Consider the following 15,532-nt stretch of genomic DNA (forward strand, 5'->3'; position numbering starts at 1 on the left):
CTGAGTCTTGCCGCTGGGTCAGGAGTACGGCTTTCCAGGCTTGGGGAAATCCGTCTGGAATTCTTGTGATTGTGTGGAATCTACAACAGCTGAGGTCACCAACAACAATGGCCAGGCTATGCCTTAATATGGCCCATCATAGTTTCATCTGTGTCTGATCGGCTGGAGGGCTTGAAGACAGGGTAGCCCGCTCACGCCATCGCCGCCCGCCGCTCCGGCATGCCGGCGATCTCGAGGTCCAACTGGCGCTGCGTCAGCGCCGCCTCGGCCATGATCCACTGCTTGAATGCCTCCACCTTGCGCGCGCCGAGCGCCTTGATCGGGCTGACGAAATACCAGCCGGCGCTGTTGGGATGGTGGACCGCGAAAGGCGCCACCAGCCGCTCGGCGCGGATGTCGCTCGCCATATAGGCCCGATTGGCCACGGCAAAGCCCATGCCGGCATTGGCCGCCTCGTAGGACATCATGCAGGAATCGAAATAGATGCTCCTGGTCTCGCCGAGCACGAAGCTCGCGCCGGCAAAGCCGAGCCACGACTGCCAGTTCTGGGTGCAGGTGTCGGAGTGGAGCAGGGTGAAGTGCCTGAGGTCCTCGGGCGTCACCCTGGACAGCGGCTTGTCGCCCAGCACCTCGTGGAACAGCTTGCGGCTGCACACCGGCGTCAGGTCCTCCTTGAATAGCAGCTCGGATTTGAGGCCGGGGAAATTGCCGTCGCCATAGCGGATCTCGAGGTCGTATTCGGAGGTCGCGAATTCATGTGTCGCGTAGGAGGTCGAGACCCGCATCTCGATATCCGGATATCTCTGCTGAAAGACGGAAAGCCGCGGAAACAGCCAGCGCGCGGCGAAAGTCGGCAAAACGCAGATCTTCAGCACATGCGCCTGCGATTGTCCGGTCGCTTCCATGCTGGCCGCCACGATCCGCTCCAGCGCCTCGCGCACCCGCGCCACATAGGTCTCGCCTTCCGGCGTCAGCGACACCGCATTGCCGCCGCGCTGGAAGATCTTGAAGCGCAACTGGTCCTCCAGGCTTTTGACCCGCTGGCTGACGGCGGAGGCAGTGATGAACTGCTCTTCGCCGGCGCGCGTGAAGTTGCGGTGCCTGGCTGCGCTCTCCACGATTTTCAGCGAGTTTAAGTTGACCTGACTGAGCAGACGCACGGGGTTCGACCTTTAGCTGGGCTTAAAGTAGCACCAGCATTCCTAAATTTACAGGGGCGGGCGGCTTAATCGACTGTTTACCAAGTGTTGCCCCCACCTTGGAGAAGTAGAATGAACGCCCATACAATCCCCGAACTGCGCTACGCGATGAGCCGTGAAGCCATCATCGGCCATGATACGGCGTGGAAAGTGTCTAGCTTCGGCGTCGCTCAGTATCTTCACGGCTACGACCCCCAACTGCTCGCCGCGATCGAGGAGGCGGCGCTCAAGCTCAAGGCCAGCCATGCCGTGCACAAGCATCTCGACCTCACCTTCATCACCGGCGCCGACCGCTACATTCCGGAGATCAAGGAGCTGCTCAACGACAAGCTGCGCCTGGAACGGCTTTCCGACATGATGGGCACCAAGCTCGAACCCTATCCGCTGTCGATCGTCGGCTCGACTGTCACCTTCATGAACCCCAAGGACGGCGCCGTCGAATGGCACTGCGATGGCGTTCCGGTGACGGAGCTCGTTCCGCTCTCGATCAGCGACCCTCTGATCGGCGGCCATCTTGAGATCTATTGCGACGATTCCGAGACTGGCCGCGCCATTCTCGAATCCGGCCGCGACCTGCCGCGCAACAAGGTCATGCGCATCGACCACAAGATGAACTACGCCACGCTTGGCCAGTTCCTCGGCGTGCTCCATCGCACCGCGCCGATCCAGCTCGGCTCGCGCGTCACCCTGGTGCTCAATCAGCGCTCCGTGGCCAAGCCCTATGTCGACGACAACCGCATGTTCTACCTCGCCGCCGACAATGATCACGACCGGGCCTGGGTGAACGAGCTGGCCGACGACGTCTGGACCAACCAGCTGCCGGCCTATCGCCGCCATGCCGAAGAGCATCCCATGCCGAAGCCGGCCGTGGAGTCGGTATCGGGCGGAGCCAGGGAGTCGTGGTAGCGAGTGATGACCCGGCTCGGCTGCCCTCGGCGTCGCCGAGCCTCGCCCCGGTCATGGCTGAAAGCCGGCAATCCCGGCCCGGCGCCGCCTCGACGGCGGCGCTGGCCTTTGCCTTCGGCGCCGTGGCGCTCTGGGCGACCAATGCCCTGGTCGGCAAGACGTTGCTTGCCAACCACCCGGTATCGCATGTGCAGTTCCTGCAGTTTTGCGGCGCCGCGCTGGTCTTTGCGCTGATCAGGCTCTTCCCTTCCCCCTTTGTGGGCGAAGGTGGCCTCGCGAAGCGAGGTCGGATGAAGGGTGCTGGACGGATCGCCGACACTGGAGTTTCTTCCAGCACCCCTCATCCGTCTCGGCGCTGCGCGCCGATCCACCTTCTCCCACAAGGGGAGAAGGGGAATGCCGCGCTCGCCTACGCCGTCGGCTTCATCGGCCTGGTCGGCACCATGATGCTGCAATATATCGCCTTTGCTTCGATGCCGGTCATCGAGGCGAATCTGGTCGCCTACACCTGGCCGCTGATGGTCGCTGCCGCCGTCATCGTGCTTGGCCGTCCGCAACGGCCTCTGCTGCTCGGGCTCACCGCCGCGCTCGGCTTCGCCGGCGTGGCATTGGTGATCTCCGGCGGGCGCGCGCAGGCCTGGTTCGAAGGCAGCCTCGTCGGTTATTGCGCCGCCTTCGGCTCGGCGCTTTGCATGGCCTTTTACTCGATAGCCGTCGGTCGCCTTGCCGTGCCGGCGGATCGGCTTCTGCTGCCCTCGGCGCTGATCGGCGTGGCGCTGACCTTCGCCTGGTGCCTGCATGACGGCGTCGCCGGCCTGAGCGGCACGCCGCTTCTGCTTGGCCTCTATCTCGGCGCCGGGCCGATGGGGCTCGGCTATTATTTCTGGTCGCGTGCGCTGAGCCTCGACCAGAGCGGACGGCTCGCGGTCGTCGCTTATCTGACGCCGATCGCTTCAACGCTCTTACTGGCGCTGTCGGGCGAAAGCCTGTCGACGACGGCCGTTGCCGGCGCCGTCCTCGTCATCGGCAGTTGCATTGCCGTCGGCATCGAACGCTCGGAGGTCTGAAGACCATGCCAGGAAGCATGCCAAGGATCATAGTTGACGACGACGAACGCCGCGCCCGGCAAGAGGCGCACTGGCTGGTGAAGGAATTCGGCGCCGAGGCGCCGCTCTATGCCGCCATGAAGGCCGAGAAGGCCATCGAGCAGAAGGATTTCGGCCGCTGCGCGCGCTGGAAGCGTGTGCTGGAAATACTGGCCGACGACAGGCGGGCGGAACGTCGAGCCGCGGCGAAATGAGGGACTCTCCGTGGCGAATCGGGCATGATCAGCAACCCGGACGCCATGCTATCCGACAGTATCGGCTTTCGTCCTGAATTTCGATTTTTGCAGGAATTACTCGCAAAAATTGAAGTGCTTTTGCGTCATACGCACCCCGTGTAGGCCTCCAACGCTGTAAAGTGTTTGTTATAGGTATTAGAATTCCTAACTTGCGCGGTCGCGGCTCATAGTGAAAACATACCTTCGGTATTGAGTCTCGTGCCTTTACTGACTCTGGACGGTCCGTTGGGGGACAGGTCCAATATGATACCTGGACTAAAGTCTTAAAAACAGCTGGCCATTTGAGAGCCAGCAGAAGGTGAAAAAATTGTCCAATATCGATGACAAGACCGCAATCGAGCTGACCGCCGACATTGTTTCGGCCTATGTAGGCAACAATCCGCTTCCGGCTTCCGGCCTGCCTGATCTGATCGCCAGCGTCAGCGCGTCGGTGCGCAAGCTCGCCGGCGGCGCCGCCGTCAAGGAGAGCGCACCGCTGACGCCGGCCGTCAATCCGAAGCGTTCGGTATTCCCCGATCACATCGTCTGCCTCGAGGACGGAAAGAAGTTCAAGTCGCTGAAGCGGCACCTGTCGACCGACCACGGGCTGACGCCGGACGAATACCGCGCCAAATGGGGCCTGCCGGCGGACTATCCGATGGTGGCGCCGAGCTATTCGGCGACACGCTCGGCGTTGGCCAAGTCTTCCGGCCTGGGCCGCAAGCCGGCCGCGGATTCCGGCAAGGGCAAGCGCAAGGCCAAGGCCTGAGGCCGACGGCCATGCTGCCTGCAACGGCCGACGCGGTGCCGTCGGCCGATTGTTCGGCTACGCTCGATGGATTGCATCGCAGGATGGCCAGCCAGTCTTCCCGCCAGGCCGCCTTCAGTTGCCGGGCTGCTTGCGCGCCGCCGCGCGGCGGTCCTGCTCGGCCGCAAGGCTGTCCGCCTCGACAGCCGTCATCTCCAGAAAATAGACCAGCATCTGGTAGCGCGTGCGCGAAAGCATCTTCGCCAGCCTGCGCGTGATCTCCGCGACATATCTCAGCATGCGCAGATCGTTGGCCGCCTCGCCCATCGTGAGCTCCTGACACAGTCAAGTTATGTTGTTATTGTTGGTTTTTATTGGCGCCTACGCGCGAATCACGACGCTTTCATAAGTTCGCAGGATTGCGGCAAAAACCGAAATCGATTTTTCGCCAAGCATAGCGGCCGGATCAAAAGATTTGGCGCTCTTTTTGGTCGTTTCGGCATCCATCGCGCTAATATAAGCCGAGGCGCGACTTCGGGGTTGGCTTGGCCGTCTTTCCGCGGGGGGGTCCGTGCCGGTATTTGGGTGGCAGGCGGGTCTGGCCAATAGGGCCTGCCCGCCCTTGCCGCTCAGTTCTTGTAGGCGGAGCAGAAGGCCGGCGGATTGTCGTTGCCGATCATGGCGCAGCCCCGCTTGATCTCGTCGATCATCATGCTGCACGCGTTCTGACCGTTGCAAGGCGGATGTGTCGACGGCGACACCTGAACGCATTGCGAGACATATTGGTCCGATTTCGCCTTGCCGGCGGATTGCACGCATGGCCTGGTGTCGTTCCGGCCTGATTGGGCTGGGGCCGCGGGCGCGGCACCGGAAGCTGCCGGCGCTGGCTTGGTGCCGCCGGCGGTTTGCGGCACGCAGGAAAGATCGCCTTCCGGGCATTGCAACTGGTGCTGCAACTGCGTCAGCCGCGCCTTGGTCAATTCCGCCTTGCAGGTTTCGACCAGGCTCGAATACGCCGAGCCGTCGGCATAGGGTTGGGTGCGGAAGGCGCATTCCTTGTCGCGGAACGGGATCCAGGCGCGCTGCGCGTCGCGAAGGCGCTCAAGGTCGGCGGGAGAGAGGCGTCCCGCCAGCGCCTTGTAAACGGCGTTGAGCGCGACGTCGGACGAGGCCGCATCCTTGGCTGTGCAGGTGGCGAGGTCGGCCTGCGTCTTCGCCGCCGCGCAATCCGCGGCCCGGGCAGGGATCGCCAGCATGGCGGCAGCCGCAATTGCCAGCGCGGCCGAAAGAAGGATGGTCTTGCACGTCATCGGATATGTCCTTTGCGTGGATAGGCCCCAGCCGCTCGCGCCAGCATAGGTTGAGACGATAGCTGCCATCAACGTCAAACCGGTGACGTGGCAAGCAAAGTGTAAGCGGGTCGTGGTCGGCGAAGCGCAGGAGCGGGCAATCTCGCGCCAAGGCAGCGTCCAACTCCGCAGCCTCTGCGGAGGACCGGCAGGCCAGCGGACAGCGCTGTCCGGATCGGCCGCTCAGTCGTTCATAGGCGACGCCTGAGATTGTTTTGCCGGATCGATTTGGATCAGCAGGTGCTCTATCTGGCGTCCCTCCGGCCTGCCTGCCGTCTCCCTCGCGGGAGGCAAGACTGGCGGTGTGAGCGCCGCGCTTGTCAAGGGGGTATCGTTCGCAAACAGAACCACCTGCGTCGCCAGCGCGGCTGTCGTGGCGACCTGGAAGAAGATGAAGGCGAGCGCAAGATAGCGAACCACGGGCCTGCAAACGCGTTGGGCCGCAACTGGTTCCAGTCGCGGCCAGGTTTTTTGTCGAACGGTCCGCAGTCGCGCGCGAGGAGCCTCTTCCGGGCTGGCTCTTGCGAAGCGCCGACGTCCCGTGCAAAAGCGCGGCCCATGCTTATCATCAACGACCTCTCGCTGCGCATGGCGGGGCGCCTGCTTCTCGACCATGCCTCCCTGACCCTGCCGGCCGGCACCAAGGCCGGTCTCGTCGGCCGCAACGGCACCGGCAAGACGACGCTGTTCAAGGCGATCACCGGCGATTTCCCCTCCGAGACCGGCTCGATCAGCCTACCGAAGAACACACGCATCGGCCAGGTGGCGCAGGAAGCTCCCGGCACCGAGGAGCCGCTGATCGAGATCGTGCTCAAGGCCGATGTCGAGCGTGCGGCGCTGCTGGTGGAGGAAAAGACCGCCACCGATCCGCACCGCATCGCCGAGATCCACACGCGGCTTGCCGATATCGACGCCCATTCGGCCGAGTCCCGCGCCGCCACCATCCTGGCCGGCCTCGGCTTCGACGATGCCGCGCAGAAGCGGCCGGCCTCGTCCTTCTCCGGCGGCTGGCGCATGCGCGTGGCGCTCGCCGCCGTGCTCTTCTCCGAGCCCGACCTTCTGCTCCTCGACGAGCCGACCAACTATCTCGACCTCGAAGGCACGCTGTGGCTGGAGAACTACGTCTCCAAATATCCGCACACCGTGCTCTTGATCTCGCACGACCGCGACCTGCTCAACCGCGCCGTCAACTCGATCGTCCATCTCGACCAGAAGAAGCTTACCTTCTGGCGCGGCGGCTACGACCAGTTCGAGCGCCAGCTGACCGAGCAGCGCGAGCTGCAGGAAAAGAGCCGCGCCAAGCAGGAGGCGCAGCGCAAGCATATGGAGTCCTTCGTCGAGCGTTTTCGCGCCAAGGCTTCCAAGGCCAGGCAGGCGCAGTCGCGCCTGAAGGCGCTGGAGAAGCTGAAGCCGATCGCCGCGGTGGTGAACGACACGGTGCGCCCGTTCTCCTTCCCCGAGCCGGTGAAGACGGTGGCCTCGCCCATCGTGGCGCTCAACGGCGTCAATGTCGGCTATACCGAAAACAATCCGGTGCTGAAGAAGATGACGCTGCGCATCGATGCCGACGATCGCATTGCGCTGCTCGGCGCCAACGGCAACGGCAAGTCGACCTTCGCCAAGCTGCTCGCCGGCCGCCTCAAGGCCGAGACCGGCACGATGACGGTCGCGCCGGGGCTGAAGGTGGCGATTTTCGCCCAGCACCAGCTCGATGACCTGCGCCCCGAGGAAAGCGCCTACGAGCATGTGCGCCGGCTGATGCCGGATGCGCCCGAAGCCAAGGTGCGCGCCCGCGTCGCGCAGTTCGGCCTGTCGACCGAAAAGATGAACACTGCCGCGAAGGACCTCTCCGGCGGCGAGAAGGCGCGCCTTCTGATGGGGCTGTCGGCCTTCGAGGGGCCGAACCTGTTCATCCTCGACGAGCCGACCAACCACCTCGACATCGACAGCCGTGAATCGCTGATCCATGCGCTCAACGATTTTCCGGGCGCCGTGATCCTGATCTCGCACGACCGGCATCTGCTGGAGGCGACGGCCGACCGGCTGTGGCTGGTCAAGGACGGCGCGGTCAATCCCTATGACGGCGACCTGGAAGACTATAAGACGCTGGTCACCGGCATCTCGTCCAACCGCCGCGAACAGAAGGAAGCGGACAAGGCGTCCAAGGCCGACCGCCGCCGCGAGGCGGCCGCCCGGCGCTCGGCGCTCGAGCCTTTAGCCAAGGAGATCCGCGCCACCGAAGCGCTGATGGATCGCATCCGCAAACGCATCGATCTGATCGAGGACGAGCTCGCCAACCCGGCCATCTACGAAAAGGACCCCTCGACCGCGACGCGGCTGGCCAAGGAGCGCTCGCAGCTTGCCCACACACTTGCCGTGAACGAGGACAAGTGGCTGACCATGTCGGCGGAGTATGAAGAGGGGATCGCGGAGTAGGGAGCTCCCCTTCTCCCCTTGTGGGAGAAGGTGGATCGGCGCGCAGCGCCGAGACGGATGAGGGGTGTTGGAAGAAACGAGGGGCTGAAGAATGGGATGCTTCAAGCGCCAATTTTCTTCATCGTAGTGATCCTTCCAACACCCCTCATCCGACCGAGCTTCGCTCGGCCACCTTCTCCCACAAGGGGAGAAGGGGGAGCTCCATCTGGCCCTACACCTCTCCCCGAAAACCCGCTACACACCCGCGCATGAACCAGCACGCCAAGCTCAGGATCGGCCATTCGGCCTGTCCGCATGACTGTCCCTCCACCTGCGCGCTCGAAGTCGAGCTGCTCGACGAGAACCGCATCGGCCGCGTGCATGGCGCCAAGGCCAATAGCTATACGGCCGGTGTCGTCTGCGCCAAGGTCGCCCGCTATGCAGACCGCGTCCATCATCCCGAGCGGCTCTTGAAGCCGCTGGTGCGCGCGGGCGCCAAGGGCGAGGGCGCCTGGAAGGAAGCGAGCTGGGAAGCCGCGCTCGATCTCGTCGCCGAGAAATTCATCGCGGCCGAAGAGAAGTTCGGCTCCGAAACCGTCTGGCCCTATTACTATGCCGGCACCATGGGACTGGTGCAGCGCGACGGCATCGAGCGGCTGCGGCACGCGAAAAAATATTCGGGCTTCTTCAGCTCGATCTGCACCAATCTCGCCTGGACCGGCTGGATGATGGGTGCGGGCGCCTTGCGCGGTCCCGATCCGCGCGAAATGGCGAAGTCGGATTGCGTGGTGATCTGGGGCACCAACGCCGTGGTCACGCAAGTCAATGTCATGACCCACGCGACCAGGGCGCGAAAAGAGCGCGGCGCCAAGATCGTCGTCATCGATATCTATGAGAACGCGACGATGAAGCAGGCCGATCTCGGCCTGGTGCTGAAGCCCGGCACCGACGGCGCGCTCGCCTGCGCGGCCATGCACGTGCTGTTTCGCGATGGGCTTGCCGACCGCGCCTATCTCGAAAAATACACCGACGATCCGCGCGGGCTGGAAGAGCATCTGAGGTCGCGCACGCCGGAGTGGGCGGCGGCGATCACCGGGCTCTCCGTCGCCGAGATCGAAGCCTTCACCCGTCTCGTCGGCACTACGAAGAAGACCTACTTCCGCCTCGGTTATGGTTTTGCCCGTCAGCGCAACGGCTCGGTCAACATGCATGCCGCTGCCTGCATCGCCGCCGTCACCGGCGCCTGGCAATATGAGGGCGGTGGCGCTTTCCATTCCAATTCCGGCATCTTCAAGCTGAACCAGAATGTGCTCGAAGGCACCGCGATGCGCGACCCCAACATTCGCTATCTCGACCATTCGCGCATCGGTCCGGTGCTGACCGGCGCCGAGGATGCGCTTTATGGCGGCCCGCCGGTGACGGCGATGCTGATCCAGAACACCAATCCGGCCAATGTCGCGCCCGAGCAGCGGCTGGTGAGGCGAGGTTTCCTGCGCGAGGACCTGTTTACCTGCGTTCACGAGCAGTTCATGACCGATACGGCCAAGCTCGCCGACGTCGTGCTGCCGGCAACGATGTTCTTGGAGCATGACGACATCTACAAGGGCGGCGGCAATCAGCACATCACGCTCGGTCCCAAGCTGATCGAGCCGCCGGAAGGGCCGCGCACCAACCACTATGTCAATGAGGAGCTCGGCAAGCGGCTGGGCGTCGGCGACCGGCCGGGCTTCGGCCTGACCGAACGGGAGCATATCGACATCATCCTCGGCAAGCGCGGGCTGGGCAGCTTCGACAGCCTCGAGCAACAGAAGTGGGTCGACCTGCAGCCGGATTTCGACGACGCGCATTTCATCAACGGCTTCGGCCATGCTGACAAGAAATTCCACTTCCGGCCCAACTGGACCGGGCAGTCGGCGCCCAACCGGCCGCCGAGGAGCATGGGCCTGTTCGGGCCGGTCGAACAGCTGCCGGAATTTCCCGACCATGTCGACCTTATCGAGGTGGCGGATGAAGAGCATCCGTTCCGGCTGACGACCTCGCCGGCGCGCAATTTCCTCAACTCGACCTTTGCCGAGACGCCGGTGTCGAAGGCCAAGGAAGGCCGACCGGAACTGCTGCTCCACCCCGACGATGCGGCCGCGCTCGGCATCGAGGATGGCGGCCGCGTCGAGGTCGGCAATCGCCGCGGTGATATCGTGCTGCACGCCAAACTCTTCGACGGGGTGAAGCGCGGCGTTGTGGTGGCCGAAGGCATCTGGCCGAACGGCGCGCATGAGCGCGGCGAAGGCATCAACGTGCTGACCGGCGCCGACGCGCCGGCGCCCTATGGCGGTGCCGCCTTCCACGACAACAAGGTCTGGCTGCGCGCCCTCAATTGAATCGTCTTGCCAGAGACCGGCACGATGTCGTTGTTCGGACTCGCTTTTCAGCCGGAGCCAGCCATGCCACAGCCGCTCAGGATAGCCGTCGCCGGCGCGCTCGGCCGCATGGGCCGGCAGATGACTGAGACAATCGAAGCCGACCCTCGGCTCGATCTCGCCGCCCGCTTCCACCGGTCGGGCAGCGCAGGTGAGGGGCTGGTCGAGCGGGACGAGGCGCTGGCGCTGGCCGACGTCGTCGTCGACTTCACTACGCCGGCAGCGTCCGCCCAACTGGCAAGAGCCTGCGCGGAGCGCGGCGGCCCGGCACTGGTCGTCGGCTCGACGGGCTTCGACGCCGCCGAACTGAAGACGATCGCCGACGCTGCCAGGAAAATCGCCGTCGTGCGCTCCGGCAGCTATTCGCTGGGGCTCAACCTTCTGACCGGCCTGGTCGAGCAGGCGGCGCGGGCACTCGGCGAAGACGACTGCGACATCGAGATTTTCGAAGCGCATCACCGCTTCAAGGTCGACGCGCCATCCGGAACGGCGCTGATGCTGGGGGAGGCGACGGCGCGGGGACGTGGCGTCAGGCTGGACGATGTGGCGAAGCGCGCCCGCGACGGCGTCACCGGCCCGCTCGCTGCCGGCGAGATCGGCTTTGCCGTGCTGCGCGGCGGCAGCATCGTCGGCGAGCACAGCGTCAGCTTCCTCAGCGAAGGCGAGAGGCTCACGCTCTCGCATATGGCAGACGACCGCTCGATGTTCGCCCGATGCGCCATCGCGGCGGCACTTTGGGTCGCCGGACAGCCGCCGGGCGAATACGATATGCGCGACGTGCTGGGGCTCGGCGCTTCGTGATTGGAATACCGCCGGATTCCATTTCAAACATCTCTAATGGCTGAAAGCCAGCTGAAAGCTTGGGCATGCCATGACAGTTTTGTGGCGTTCGCCACGGTCCGGTCGGGGAGCGGCCGGCAAGGAGGAAATGCGGCGCAGCCCGTATGGCGCGTCGCCCAGGTGGAGGAAGTTACGTGACCGGTTTCATCTCTAAATGCGCCCTGCGTTCGGCGGTGCTGACGCTTGCCATGGCTGCCGCGGGCGCAACGACGGCATCGGCTGCCGACAAGATTTCGATCATGGTGGGCGGCTACGAAAAACAGATCTACCTGCCTGCCAAGCTCGCCGAAGCGCTCGGCTATTTCAAGGATGAGGGGCTCGACGTCGAACTGCTCAACGAACCAGCCGGCGTCGACGCCGAGAACGAGATGCTGGCCGGCGCCGTCCAGGGCGTGGTCGGCTTCTACGACCACAGTATCGACCTGCAGGCCAAGGGCAAGTTCGTCGAATCCGTCGTGCAGTTCAGTCAGGCGCCGGGCGAGGTCGAGCTGGTCTCGGCCAAGCATCCGGAGATCAAGTCGCCGGCCGATTTCAAGGGCATGAGCCTCGGCGTCACTGGCCTGGGCTCCTCGACCAACTTCCTGACTGAGTATCTCGCCGTGAAAAATGGGCTCAAGCTCGGCGAGTTCACCTCGGTGCCGGTCGGTGCCGGCAACACCTTCATCGCCGCCATGCAGCAGGACAAGATCCAGGCCGGCATGACCACCGAGCCGACCATCACCCGGCTGCTCAAGACCGGCGAGGCGAAGGTTCTCGTCGACATGCGCACGGTTGAGGGCACCAAGGCAGCGCTTGGCGGCACCTATCCGGCAGCCTCGCTCTACATGCAGACCGAATGGGTCGAGGCCCATAAGGATACCGTGCAGAAGCTCGCCAATGCCTTCGTCAAGACACTGAAGTTCATCAGCACCCACAGCGGCGCCGAGATCGCCGAAAAGATGCCGAAGGATTACTATGTCGGCGACAAGGAAGGCTATGTGAAGGCGCTTGATGCCGGCAAGGCGATGTTCACCCCGGATGGCGTGATGCCGCAGGGCGGACCGGAAACGGTTCTGACGGTGCTTTCGGCCTTCAAGAAGGAACTGCAGGGCAAGCAGATCGATCTTTCGAAGACCTACACCACGGAATTCGTGAAGAACGTGAAGTAGCGGATCAGGCGGCGCGAAGGTTCCGAACTCGCGCCGCCGCCCTATTCTGTTTCTATGTCCGGCGATCCCCCTCGCGCGGCGGTCGCCCGCTATTGGAGTTGCTCACCATGGCTGTCCAAAAGACCGCTCCGGCGATCGAGCTGATCAACGTCAGCCGCCGCTTCCTTTCCCCCACCGGCAAATCGCTGACCGCGATCCGTGATTTCACGATGACCGTGGAACGCGGCGAGTTCGTCGCCGTCGTCGGTCCGACCGGCTGCGGCAAATCGACGACGCTCAACCTCGTCACCGGGCTCGCCAGCCCGAGCGCCGGCGAGGTCCGCGTCATGGGCGCGCCGGTCAAGGGCATCGACCCGCGCATCGGTTTCGTGTTCCAGACCGACGCGCTGTTCCCCTGGCGCACAGTGATCGAGAACGTCATGGCCGGCCCGCTGTTTCGCGGCAAGCCGAAGGCCGAGGCGCAAGCCTCGGCGCGAGATTGGCTGGCGCGCGTCGGCCTCGCACGCTTCGAGCAGCATTATCCGCACCAGCTGTCCGGAGGCATGCGCAAGCGTGTGGCGCTGGCGCAGACCTTCATCAACGGTCCCGAGATCCTGTTGATGGACGAGCCGTTCTCGGCGCTCGACGTGCAGACCCGCGTCCTCATGCACGAGGAGCTGCTGCGCCTATGGTCCGAGGCGAAGGCGTCCGTGGTCTTCGTCACCCACGATCTCGAGGAAGCGATCGCGCTGGCCGACAAAGTCTATGTGCTCACCGCGGGGCCGGCGACGGTGAAGTCCGTCTACACGATCGAGCTGCCGCGCCCGCGCGTCGTCGCCGACATTCGCTACGATCAGAGCTTCATCGACTATTCACGCACCATCTGGGCCGATCTCAAGGAAGAGGTCGAGACCAGCTACGCCCGCGCGGCGGCGTAAGGGAGGCTGACATGACAGACGCCACCATCAACATCTCTACCGCCACCTTCAAGCCGGGAACTTCGGACGCCGAGATCGAAGCGGCCGCCGCCAAGGCCGCCGTGAATCGCCGCCGCACCGTCCTCCTCTGGCGGCTTGGTATCCTGATCGCCTTCCTTGGCTCTTGGGAACTCGCCGGCCGCATGGGCTGGATCGATCCCTTCTTCTACGCGATGCCGAGCACGATCGCCGGAAGACTGTACGAGTGGATGACGGAAGGAACCTCGGAAGGTCCGCTCTGGTACCACCTCTACGTCACCATGGAGGAATCTGTGCTGGGCTTTGTCTCCGGTTCGGTAGCCGGTATCATCATCGGCGTCGCGCTCGGCCGCAATCGCATGGCCGCCGACATCTTTTCCATCTACATCAAGTTGATCAATTCGATCCCGCGCGTGGTGCTGGCGCCGATCTTCATCATGATTCTCGGCCTGGGGCTCGCCTCCAAGGTGGCGCTGGCCTTCGTCATGGTGTTCTTCGTCGTCTTCCACAACGCCTTCCAGGGCGTGCGCGAGGCCGACCGCGCGATGATCGCCAATGCCCGCATCCTCGGCGCCTCCGACTGGCAGCTGACGCGCTCGGTGATCGTGCCGTCGGCGATGAGCTGGATCTTCGCCAGCCTGCATGTCAGCTTCGGCTTCGCCATCATCGGCGCCATCGTCGGCGAGTTCGTCGGCTCGCGCTTCGGTATCGGCCTATTGATCAACATCGCCAAAGGTTCGTTCGACGCGGCCGGCATGTATGCGGCGATCGTCATCGTCATGGTCGTGGCGCTGGGCGCCGAATATCTGATGACGCTGGTCGAGAACCGCCTGGCGAAATGGCGGCCGCAGCCGCTGCACGAGACGCAGTGACCATCACTGCGATGGCCGCTCCTTAACCGCACTCAGCGGCAGCCGCACCTCGACCTTGAGCCCGCCGCCGGCGGCGTCGCCAAGCGTGACGCTGCCGCCTGCATTCTCGACCACCTCGCGCACGATCGCCAGACCGAGCCCGCTGCCTTCCTCGGCGGCACCGGCTATGCGGTAGAAGCGCTCGAAGACATGCTCGCGCTCCTCCACCGGAATTCCAGGCCCGGTATCGGTGACCGTGAGCTGCGCCTCGCCATTCGAAGCGGCGAGCCTCACGGTGACGCTGCCGCCTGGCTTGGAGTAGCGCAGCGCATTGTCGACGAGATTGACGATCATCTCGCGCAGCATGGTGCCATCGCCGATGACCGCAACAGGCCCTGCCTCCTCGAGGCCGAGATCGGTGTTGCGCTCGACTGCCGTCGGCGCCTGGCTTTCCAGCACCTGGCGGGCGGCTTCCGTGAGATCGATGCGGTCGGCGCGTGGCCGCCGGCTGCCGGGCTCGGCGCGCGACAGGGTCAAAAGCTGTTCGGCCAGACGAGCCAGTCGGCCGGAACTTGCCTGCAGGGCGACCAACGCTTCCCGGCGCTGGTCGGCCGCACTTTCGCGCAGTGCATAGCTCGCCTGCGTCGACATCAGCGCCAGCGGCGTGCGCAGCTGGTGCGCGGCATTGGCGATAAAGCGGCGCTGCGCCGCCATCTGCGCCCGCACACGCGCCATATAGACGTTGAGGGCGTCGATCAGCGGCCTGATCTCGCTTTGCGCGCCTGGCACCTCGACCGGGTCGAGATCGCTGCGGTCCGGCGAGCGCACCGCATCGCGCAGCCGGATCAGTGGCGCCAGCCCGCGGCGCAGACCGAGCAGCACGAACACGCCGGCAATCGCCACCAGCGCCAGCTGTTGGGCAAAGGCGCTGAACCACAGCCGCTTCACCATCGCGTCGTGCCCGGCAAGCGTGACGCCCACCGTGACCTTGATCGGTGAATCCGCGCCGGCGCCGATCACTGCTTGGCTGAGGGTCAGAAGGCGGAGCCGTCGGTCGCGATAGGAAGCTTCGATGCTGCCGCGTTCCGGCGCTCGGGGCAGGTCGGGATAGCCGGTCAGCAGCCGCCCGCCAGCGGTCTCGACGCGGTAGTAGACGCTGTCGCGGTCGCCGGTGTCGAACATCTCGATCGCGGCCGGTGGGATGATTGCGCTGAGCACGCCGTCGGTCACCGCGACCTGTTCCGCGATCGCCCGCGCCGATCCGATCAGCATACGGTCGGTGACCAGGTCGGCGGTCGCCAACGCGTTGCCGTGGCTGGTCCACAGGTTGACAGTCAGCAGCGCCGCCAGCGGCAGCACCACCCAGGCCAGCAATTGCAGGCGGAGGCTGCTAATGCCCATGG

The 15,532-nt window shown here is 64.4% G+C and carries 15 protein-coding genes; 10 read left to right on the forward strand and 5 right to left on the reverse strand.

What is annotated here, in order from left to right; translation table 11 throughout:
• Positions 1-191 precede the first annotated feature (191 nt).
• A complete protein-coding gene (locus P9236_RS21430; RefSeq protein ID WP_278076534.1) occupies positions 192-1,160 on the reverse strand; it encodes a LysR substrate-binding domain-containing protein in 969 nt (322 codons plus the stop codon).
• 111 nt (positions 1,161-1,271) lie between these two features.
• On the opposite strand from P9236_RS21430, the gene P9236_RS21435 reads away from it, so the two are divergent.
• The 4 genes from P9236_RS21435 to P9236_RS21450 all read left to right on the forward strand — a co-directional run bounded on the left by P9236_RS21435 (position 1,272) and on the right by P9236_RS21450 (position 4,195).
• Positions 1,272-2,105 carry a hypothetical protein gene (locus tag P9236_RS21435; protein WP_278076535.1) on the forward strand — a complete coding sequence of 278 codons (834 nt, stop codon included), beginning with the start codon at positions 1,272-1,274 and terminating at the stop codon, positions 2,103-2,105.
• A gap of 53 nt (positions 2,106-2,158) precedes the next feature.
• A complete protein-coding gene (locus P9236_RS21440) occupies positions 2,159-3,172 on the forward strand; it encodes a DMT family transporter (protein WP_278076607.1) in 1,014 nt (337 codons plus the stop codon).
• Positions 3,173-3,201: 29 nt separating this feature from the next.
• On the forward strand, positions 3,202-3,405 hold the full coding sequence (locus P9236_RS21445) for a hypothetical protein (protein WP_347405199.1): 204 nt from the start codon (positions 3,202-3,204) through the stop codon (positions 3,403-3,405).
• A 349-nt stretch (positions 3,406-3,754) separates the two neighbouring features.
• Positions 3,755-4,195, forward strand: coding sequence for a MucR family transcriptional regulator (locus P9236_RS21450; protein WP_278076537.1), 441 nt, complete (start codon positions 3,755-3,757; stop codon positions 4,193-4,195).
• A 114-nt stretch (positions 4,196-4,309) separates the two neighbouring features.
• On the opposite strand, the gene P9236_RS21455 is transcribed toward P9236_RS21450, so the two are convergent.
• The 3 genes from P9236_RS21455 to P9236_RS21465 all read right to left on the reverse strand — a co-directional run bounded on the left by P9236_RS21455 (position 4,310) and on the right by P9236_RS21465 (position 5,943).
• Positions 4,310-4,501 carry a hypothetical protein gene (locus tag P9236_RS21455; RefSeq protein ID WP_278076538.1) on the reverse strand — a complete coding sequence of 64 codons (192 nt, stop codon included), beginning with the start codon at positions 4,499-4,501 and terminating at the stop codon, positions 4,310-4,312.
• Between the two features lie 302 nt (positions 4,502-4,803).
• Entirely contained in the window at positions 4,804-5,484 is a 681-nt protein-coding gene (locus P9236_RS21460; protein WP_278076539.1) for a lysozyme inhibitor LprI family protein, read from the reverse strand.
• A gap of 222 nt (positions 5,485-5,706) precedes the next feature.
• Positions 5,707-5,943: a hypothetical protein gene (locus P9236_RS21465; protein ID WP_278076540.1), complete on the reverse strand. Its 237-nt coding sequence runs from the start codon at positions 5,941-5,943 to the stop codon at positions 5,707-5,709.
• A 138-nt stretch (positions 5,944-6,081) separates the two neighbouring features.
• On the opposite strand from P9236_RS21465, the gene P9236_RS21470 reads away from it, so the two are divergent.
• From P9236_RS21470 to P9236_RS21495, 6 genes are all read left to right on the forward strand, one after another.
• The gene (locus P9236_RS21470; protein ID WP_278076541.1) at positions 6,082-7,959 is read left to right on the forward strand and encodes an ABC-F family ATP-binding cassette domain-containing protein; all 1,878 of its coding nucleotides are present in this window, start codon (positions 6,082-6,084) and stop codon (positions 7,957-7,959) included.
• Between the two features lie 248 nt (positions 7,960-8,207).
• The gene (locus tag P9236_RS21475) at positions 8,208-10,316 is read left to right on the forward strand and encodes a molybdopterin oxidoreductase family protein (protein ID WP_278076542.1); all 2,109 of its coding nucleotides are present in this window, start codon (positions 8,208-8,210) and stop codon (positions 10,314-10,316) included.
• 63 nt (positions 10,317-10,379) lie between these two features.
• Positions 10,380-11,156 carry a 4-hydroxy-tetrahydrodipicolinate reductase gene (gene dapB, locus P9236_RS21480; RefSeq protein ID WP_278076543.1) on the forward strand — a complete coding sequence of 259 codons (777 nt, stop codon included), beginning with the start codon at positions 10,380-10,382 and terminating at the stop codon, positions 11,154-11,156.
• A 227-nt stretch (positions 11,157-11,383) separates the two neighbouring features.
• Positions 11,384-12,343 carry an ABC transporter substrate-binding protein gene (locus P9236_RS21485; protein WP_278076608.1) on the forward strand — a complete coding sequence of 320 codons (960 nt, stop codon included), beginning with the start codon at positions 11,384-11,386 and terminating at the stop codon, positions 12,341-12,343.
• A 107-nt stretch (positions 12,344-12,450) separates the two neighbouring features.
• Positions 12,451-13,260, forward strand: coding sequence for an ABC transporter ATP-binding protein (locus P9236_RS21490; protein ID WP_278076544.1), 810 nt, complete (start codon positions 12,451-12,453; stop codon positions 13,258-13,260).
• 11 nt (positions 13,261-13,271) lie between these two features.
• Complete coding sequence (locus P9236_RS21495; RefSeq protein WP_278076545.1) at positions 13,272-14,150, forward strand: ABC transporter permease; 879 nt, start codon at positions 13,272-13,274, stop codon at positions 14,148-14,150.
• Positions 14,151-14,153: 3 nt separating this feature from the next.
• Here P9236_RS21495 and P9236_RS21500 read toward each other — a convergent pair whose 3' ends face one another.
• A complete protein-coding gene (locus tag P9236_RS21500; RefSeq protein ID WP_278076546.1) occupies positions 14,154-15,530 on the reverse strand; it encodes a sensor histidine kinase in 1,377 nt (458 codons plus the stop codon).
• Between the last annotated feature and the right edge of the window lie 2 nt (positions 15,531-15,532).

This window comes from Mesorhizobium sp. WSM4884 (genome assembly GCF_029625675.1).
Taxonomy (GTDB): domain Bacteria; phylum Pseudomonadota; class Alphaproteobacteria; order Rhizobiales; family Rhizobiaceae; genus Mesorhizobium.

Coding starts and splice junctions, on each gene's coding strand:
- P9236_RS21440 (WP_278076607.1), top strand. CDS start 2,159: ATGGCTGAAAGCCGGCAATCCCGGCCCGGCGCCGCCTCGACGGCGGCG.
- dapB (WP_278076543.1), top strand. CDS start 10,380: ATGCCACAGCCGCTCAGGATAGCCGTCGCCGGCGCGCTCGGCCGCATG.
- P9236_RS21460 (WP_278076539.1), bottom strand. CDS start 5,484: ATGACGTGCAAGACCATCCTTCTTTCGGCCGCGCTGGCAATTGCGGCT.
- P9236_RS21455 (WP_278076538.1), bottom strand. CDS start 4,501: ATGGGCGAGGCGGCCAACGATCTGCGCATGCTGAGATATGTCGCGGAG.
- P9236_RS21435 (WP_278076535.1), top strand. CDS start 1,272: ATGAACGCCCATACAATCCCCGAACTGCGCTACGCGATGAGCCGTGAA.
- P9236_RS21485 (WP_278076608.1), top strand. CDS start 11,384: ATGGCTGCCGCGGGCGCAACGACGGCATCGGCTGCCGACAAGATTTCG.
- P9236_RS21475 (WP_278076542.1), top strand. CDS start 8,208: ATGAACCAGCACGCCAAGCTCAGGATCGGCCATTCGGCCTGTCCGCAT.
- P9236_RS21470 (WP_278076541.1), top strand. CDS start 6,082: ATGCTTATCATCAACGACCTCTCGCTGCGCATGGCGGGGCGCCTGCTT.
- P9236_RS21500 (WP_278076546.1), bottom strand. CDS start 15,530: ATGGGCATTAGCAGCCTCCGCCTGCAATTGCTGGCCTGGGTGGTGCTG.
- P9236_RS21495 (WP_278076545.1), top strand. CDS start 13,272: ATGACAGACGCCACCATCAACATCTCTACCGCCACCTTCAAGCCGGGA.
- P9236_RS21490 (WP_278076544.1), top strand. CDS start 12,451: ATGGCTGTCCAAAAGACCGCTCCGGCGATCGAGCTGATCAACGTCAGC.